This is a genomic window from aff. Roholtiella sp. LEGE 12411, assembly GCF_015206995.1.
Lineage (GTDB): Bacteria > Cyanobacteriota > Cyanobacteriia > Cyanobacteriales > Nostocaceae > Komarekiella.
Map to the genome: position 1 here is coordinate 24,523 of NZ_JADEXR010000063.1, position 6,375 is coordinate 30,897.

5 protein-coding genes and 2 tRNA genes are annotated in these 6,375 nt (G+C 39.5%); 1 reads left to right on the top strand and 6 read right to left on the bottom strand.

Features of this window, described 5'->3' with window-relative positions:
* Nucleotides 1-11 precede the first annotated feature (11 nt).
* From IQ246_RS15520 to IQ246_RS15535, 4 genes are all read right to left on the bottom strand, one after another.
* Nucleotides 12-83: transfer RNA gene (locus IQ246_RS15520), tRNA-Thr, on the bottom strand.
* A 69-nt stretch (nt 84-152) separates the two neighbouring features.
* Nucleotides 153-235 (bottom strand) — tRNA-Tyr (locus IQ246_RS15525).
* Between the two features lie 110 nt (nt 236-345).
* Nucleotides 346-2,154, bottom strand: coding sequence for an ABC transporter ATP-binding protein (locus IQ246_RS15530; RefSeq protein ID WP_194004252.1), 1,809 nt, complete (start codon nt 2,152-2,154; stop codon nt 346-348).
* Nucleotides 2,155-2,242: 88 nt separating this feature from the next.
* On the bottom strand, nt 2,243-3,040 hold the full coding sequence (locus IQ246_RS15535; RefSeq protein ID WP_194004253.1) for a DUF6816 family protein: 798 nt from the start codon (nt 3,038-3,040) through the stop codon (nt 2,243-2,245).
* Between the two features lie 522 nt (nt 3,041-3,562).
* Here IQ246_RS15535 and IQ246_RS15540 point away from each other — a divergent pair.
* Complete coding sequence (locus tag IQ246_RS15540; protein ID WP_194004254.1) at nt 3,563-4,660, top strand: toll/interleukin-1 receptor domain-containing protein; 1,098 nt, start codon at nt 3,563-3,565, stop codon at nt 4,658-4,660.
* Nucleotides 4,661-4,703: 43 nt separating this feature from the next.
* Here the strand turns inward: IQ246_RS15540 and IQ246_RS15545 are convergent, their stop codons facing one another.
* Nucleotides 4,704-5,108 carry a ChuX/HutX family heme-like substrate-binding protein gene (locus IQ246_RS15545; protein WP_194004255.1) on the bottom strand — a complete coding sequence of 135 codons (405 nt, stop codon included), beginning with the start codon at nt 5,106-5,108 and terminating at the stop codon, nt 4,704-4,706.
* 125 nt (nt 5,109-5,233) lie between these two features.
* Nucleotides 5,234-6,187 (bottom strand): PhoH family protein, encoded by a 954-nt coding sequence (locus tag IQ246_RS15550; protein ID WP_194004256.1) that lies wholly within the window; start codon nt 6,185-6,187, stop codon nt 5,234-5,236.
* Nucleotides 6,188-6,375: the final 188 nt, after the last annotated feature.

A 6,375-nucleotide genomic window follows, 5' to 3' on the forward strand; every position in this document is an offset into this window, starting at 1 on the left:
ATAATTTACAAAGCCCGTGACGAGGATTGAACTCGTGACCTCACCCTTACCAAGGGTGTGCTCTACCACTGAGCCACACGGGCAAAATACAACTTTGAACTATATTAACGTATCTTTAGTTCAAAATACAAAGCTGATAGATTTTCGTGAGGTGGGCCGGGCTGGATTTGAACCAGCGTAGGCGCAAGCCAACGGATTTACAGTCCGTCTCCATTAACCACTCGGACACCGACCCATTTGTCTCACGATTTACAACATTAGCACCACTCTTTATAAATTTCAAGCTTTTCCCAAAAATTGTCGGTTGTAGAAACCGAGTGTCTCGCAAAACTCGGTTTCTAACGCCTAACTCAGGAGTTCTCCTGTTGCTTGCAAAGAGTGCAAGCGGTGGTAAATACCCTCATGACGCAAGAGTTCATTATGGCTACCCACCTCAACAATTCTTCCTTGATCTAGAACCACAATCTTATCCGCTTCCCGCACTGTACTCAGACGGTGGGCAATGACAATGGTAGTACGAGTTCCTTGGAGCGATCGCATCGCCAGCTGAATTGAACGCTCAGACTCGTAATCTAAACTAGAGGTAGCCTCGTCAAAAACTAGTAAATCTGGTTCTACTAGCAACGCCCTAGCAATTCCTAAGCGTTGTCTTTGTCCTCCCGACAACCTGACACCACGTTCTCCCACAACAGTGTAATAACCTTGGGGTAGTTGCTGCACTACTTCATCAAGTCTGGCAATCTTACAGGCTTCCTGAACCTGCTCTAAACTAGCATTTGGCTTGCCATAGGCGAGGTTATCTAATATCGTACCGTTGAAAACATCTACTTCTTGATGAACGATCGCTAATCTCCGCCTATACTTACTCACATCTAAGGTGCGGATATTTTGACCGTCCATCAAAATTTGACCTTCTTGGGGTTCAAAATACCGCAGTAGCAGTTTTACTAAGGTAGATTTACCAGAACCAGAACGCCCTACTAATGCCACTGTTTGGTATGGCTCAATTAACAAGTTGATATTTTGCAAAACTTGACGGTTAGCATTATACCCAAAAGTCACATTGGAAAACTCAATTTTTCCAGTGAAACTATAGGCTGAGGTACTCTCTTCTAAAGAGACTCCATCTCCACCTACTGGTTGCTGCATAAATTCCTGATACCCCAACATTGAGGCATAACGACGGGCAAAAATTTCAGCGATGTTGCTGATGGGTTCCAACTCGGCATAAGCCATGCTAGAAACTGTTAAAGTGGTGACGAAGTGTCCCAAGGAAATCTGACCTTTTAGCGTAGCTACAAGGGTCAAACCTAGGATTAAAAACACACAGAACTGAATGATTGTCGTTCTTAAAGTACCCAGCTTAATGTAGCCAAGATGGATATGGTAAGCTACTACTTTAAACTCTCGGTTAAGCCTTTGTGTTTGTCGTTTTAGTTCCTGTGCTTCGGTTGCAAATGCTTTAACTGTTTTGATATTGGTAATAATTTCTGAGTTGCGGCTTTGAGTATTTTCCATGTATTTGTCTAGCCGTCGTTCTTGTTCCATCAAATTGTTTAAATCCTTGATGGTGAAACCGAGAATGACTACGAACGAAATCAAAAATAATATAGCAATGCGCCACTCAATCAGCAAGATAACTACAAAAATTCCCAATACTCTAAATAGCTTAGGAATCAATTGTCCGGCTATTTCTGGATAAGTCCAGGTGTAATTCTCCAATCCTTTAGAAATTTTTCCGGCAATCCGACCGGGGTTATTTTCGTCGTAAAATTCTAGAGGGAGAGTGAGTATTTTTTTTAACGTTTTTTTGAAGTTATCTCGTCGGGTGCGTAAAGCAATATCCCAATGAAACCACCAAGTTGACCATATTTGAATCGGTGCTCTGACAACGGTTACTAAGAAGATTACACCCATTAACAGCCCCAGAGATAGTAATCGGTTTTGTGGTAGTTGAGTGAGGTTGCTAATTGTGGCGATCGCATTCTCTATTGGACGATCTAGCGGTTGTCCCGAAAGTACGTTTAAAATCTGCCCTGTGACATAAGGTATTACCAGATCAATTATTTCAAAAAGGCTAGCTGCGCTAATACTAAAAATTATGGGCGCTCGATAGCGATCGTAGTATTTGAGAATATCTCTAAATTTTGCCATGATGCACACTGCCCAAGAGCACGAGCGTTAGCTTGGAATTTATATACTACTTGTGTAATACAATGTAGTCAACAGCTAAATGTCTAAATCACTCCTTAGAAGTAGGTAATTGTGCGCGAAAAAATTCTAGCCGATAACGATAAAGTGCAACTGGTCGAGAACCTGCGGTAAAGTAATCTGGATCTTGAGGTGAAAGGTAGACAGCAGTAACTTGATCTGCTTCAATTGCTGGATTAGGTGTGGGAAGTTTGTGGTAGGCGGTGGTTGATTCAACAGAATTGAAATAGGGGCGTGAACCACCTTTAAACAATTGTTGAAACACTTCTGTGGTGATAAATTTGTCATCTAGTATGGTTTCTGTAGCGCGTGCAGTGACGATAGAAACTAGTTGGCGTTCTCCTTGCAAAAATGTAATCTGACGATTAGGAGAATTTGGATCAACCTTAACTGATAGCACAGACTCATCACCTAAATCAGCCCGTGCCAAATTCAAGCTATTGAATGCCCTATCTGCTACCAAAATTGATGATTTGTTATCTATCCGCGGGAGGATTTTTAAGCTAGTTATAGGTGTTTGCTCTCTAATAAAGCGTACTAGAAAACTCACAGGCCGATTTAGTTGTCGGCGATTACCTTCAAACCCAGGCGTCACAATCTCCGGTGCTAAAGGTGCAACCAAATCTACCAAGGTACTTGTAACTTGCCAATAACCAGCCATCCACTCAGGGTAAACTAAATCTCCCGAAGCCTGTTTTACTGAAGTTAATTTTTCCCACTGTGGAAAATTTGCTAACCGTTCAGACAACTCTCCTGCGATCGCCTCGCCACTCCACAGCAGAAACAGAACCACCAAGCAAAAACTCCAAATCGTCCTTATTGCAAGCATTAGGCGTTTATTGTTGAATGTTTATTTTGGATTCAGAAAAAATTATCTACAGGATAATCACTTGAGCGATCGCTGAGCATCCAGCTAGCCAATTACATATTAAGGTATGATATTTAGTATTGTAAGATACATAAATTTTAGATAAAAATTAGCATTGAAAAGTAAATTATTACCTAAATTTTGCCAAGAAGGTTCCCGCTATAGGATTCCTATTTGATTTTTGAAAGAACTGCGTACACCTCTGACTCCCTTTTTTCCCATTTCCCATTCCCTATCCCCTATCCCCCATTCGGTGTCTCTACAAGTCAGTTCACGAATCAAATCGGATTACTATATATACGAGGTGTTAGCAGGATTAAAGATAGGAGGATGTCAATAGTGTACAATTCCATAAAATACTGATTGTCCTATTTTGAGGATGCCCCTCTTATACCGGATGTAATTGCTTTGCAAATTATATTCTTGGAGAACAATAGTTGCTTTTAGACTTACGGAAGTACATAAAGACTAGGAAAATAATGAATGAACGGACGTAATAGTGAAGTTTGTTTGCTCTACTCCGAATCTGATAAAGCTATAGCAAATCTACTGGAAGATGCTTTAAATTACTACAGTATTAATATTTGGAAAACCCAAAATATTTCAATTGGAAGTAAAATTATAAGTGAAACTATCCAAGTATTAGAAAAAGCTGAATTTGTGATAGTTTTATGGTCAAGTAATTCTATTAAATCTGCTTTATTAAAAGACCTAGCTTCGGAAGCAAAAAAAAATAAAAAGGTATTAATTCCTGTTCTTATTCAAGGTGTTAGAATTCCTGGGGAATTCTTAGATATCCAACCAGCTAATTTAGTCGATTGGGATGGAGATCATGAAAATGAGCAAATTGTGAAACTTTGGAGACTTATCCAGGACAAAGTTTTAAACTATCGCAGTAAAAAAGTAGGGTTTAGTCAATTCATCACTGTTTTTAGTCTTGTATTAACATGTATAGGTGTAATATTGACCATTGCTACACCCGAAGTTAGATGTTTCTTAAAACTACAATGTCCTGAAAATTTATCTTCTGGGGCTACTCCACAATTACCTTCTGAAACTAATTCACCAGAACCTGTTAAAGCAATTCCAATACCTCAACCTAGTATTGAAAATCCTTTAGTAAATAAAACTCCCATACCTCTACCAAGTAACCCACCTTCACCATCCTTCACTGATAAAAGTAACTCAAATAATCAACAAACTGTTGAAGTAAATGGGCTTATTTTTAAACTTCAAAGTTGTAAAAGATTAAAGCAAGACGTTAGATGTGATGTCTTGATCACAAATACCCTTAAGGACAGAAAAATTAGGTTATATGCTAACTATAGTTACAAAAGTAAATTTTTGGATATAGAGGGACTCGCGTATCTTGCTGAATCAATTGAAATTGATGCAGTTAAAGTAACTGCTTACACAGATACGCAGCTAATCCAAAATGCTAATGTTAAGCTGAGTATTAATTTTGTGGAAATTCCTTCACAAGTCAATCAAATACAAGTCCTTGATATTGCAGCAACTGCACTTTTACCATATAAAGAACTTCAAGGTATTCAGTTTCGTAACATAGTTTTATCCAAATAATTGGTAAAAGGTGTTAAATTTTTTCAATTACCAATTACTTGTATTAAATCTCAACAGGTAAAGGTTGCCAAACTTCTCCATACTGCTCTCGTAAAGCTTGCCAAGCTTCCACCTGACCTGGTTCATATTCACCTGGTTTACCCCATTGTAAAAATAGGCTTAAAGCGGGTTCCTGTTTCTCGTCCAAAAAGCGGATAGCATAAGTTGTAAAGTTACCCCTTTTCGCTTCACCTGTTTCAAATTTCACTTGGGTAATTTTGTCCATATTCAGGTGAAACTCAAAGCCTTCAGTATGCATATTCGCATATTTACCTTTAGGCAACTCTGCATAAAATAACTTTTCTACTTTGCCTCTTGCTTCTAAAACAGCGGCGCTGCTAGTGACAATTAGACGCAAAGTTCCAAGATTTTCACAAGCTTCTAAAAACTCTTTCAAAGTTGTATTCATAATTAGTTATCCTTTGTTATTTATCCTACCCTGCTGGAAGCCGCTAAGGCGTCTATGTTATTTATCAGTTGTTAATCGTTAGTTTTTTTACTAATGACAAATGACGAATGACAAATGACTAATCACTATTTTTCGTACTGTTCATAAGCAGCAACAATGCGTTGAACTAAAGGATGACGCACAACATCTTTTTGGGAAAATTCGCAAAAGCTAATGCCTTCAACGTGTTTTAAAACTTGCAAAGCTACTACTAAGCCTGATTGCTGGTGAACTGGCAAATCGGTTTGTGTCATGTCGCCAGTAATCACCATCCGGGAACGGAAACCCAAACGAGTCAAAACCATTTTCATTTGAGCGGGTGTAGTATTTTGGGCTTCATCCACAATTACAAAAGCGTTGTTAAGGGTGCGTCCGCGCATATAGGCGAGTGGTGCAACTTCTATTACACCACGTTCTATTAAATTGGGGATTTTTTCTGGATCGATAAATTCATTGATGGCATCGTATAGTGGGCGGAGATAAGGATTAACTTTTTGCTGCAAGTCTCCAGGTAAAAAACCAAGTTTTTCACCTGCTTCGACGGCAGGACGAGTTAAAATTAGCTTTTCAAATTGATTGGCTAGGAGCGCTTGCACGGCGACGACAACAGCAAGGTAGGTTTTACCTGTACCAGCAGGCCCAACGCCAAAGGTGAGGTCACGCTTACGTATTGCGTCGATATATTGATGCTGGCGAAAGGTTTTGGCACGAACTTCCTCACCTCGACGAGTTTTGGCGAGAACATCTCGCTGTAATTCTTGCAATTCCTCTTGACGATCGCTATCTAAAGCTTGACGGGCTGTTAAAATATCAGCACTAGAAATAGTATTGCCCTTGAGCCAGATATCTTCAAGCGATCGCACTAATTGAGAAGCCAGATTAATTTGCTTTTGAGTGCCAGAAATGACTAATTCTTGACCGCGTAATACTAAGCTGGCTCCTGTTTGCCGCGATAAAATTTTCAGATTTTCTTCTCCATCTCCCGCTAGAGCCATCGCGCTGGAAATATTAGGCAGCTGAATTGTTAAGGCATCTGCCATAGTGTTTTTTAATTCGTGAGCAGCAGTTTTTCAAAAAGGTGAGTATCTTTCTGGTATGGCGCGAAAGCGCATTTTTACTTACATTTTGTCCTATCTTATACTTTTACAGCAGTTACCACTTAGCAAGTGAAATCAACTAATCCTAAAACCTCGACACCAAGACACTTTCAAGCCCATGCCCCATGCCC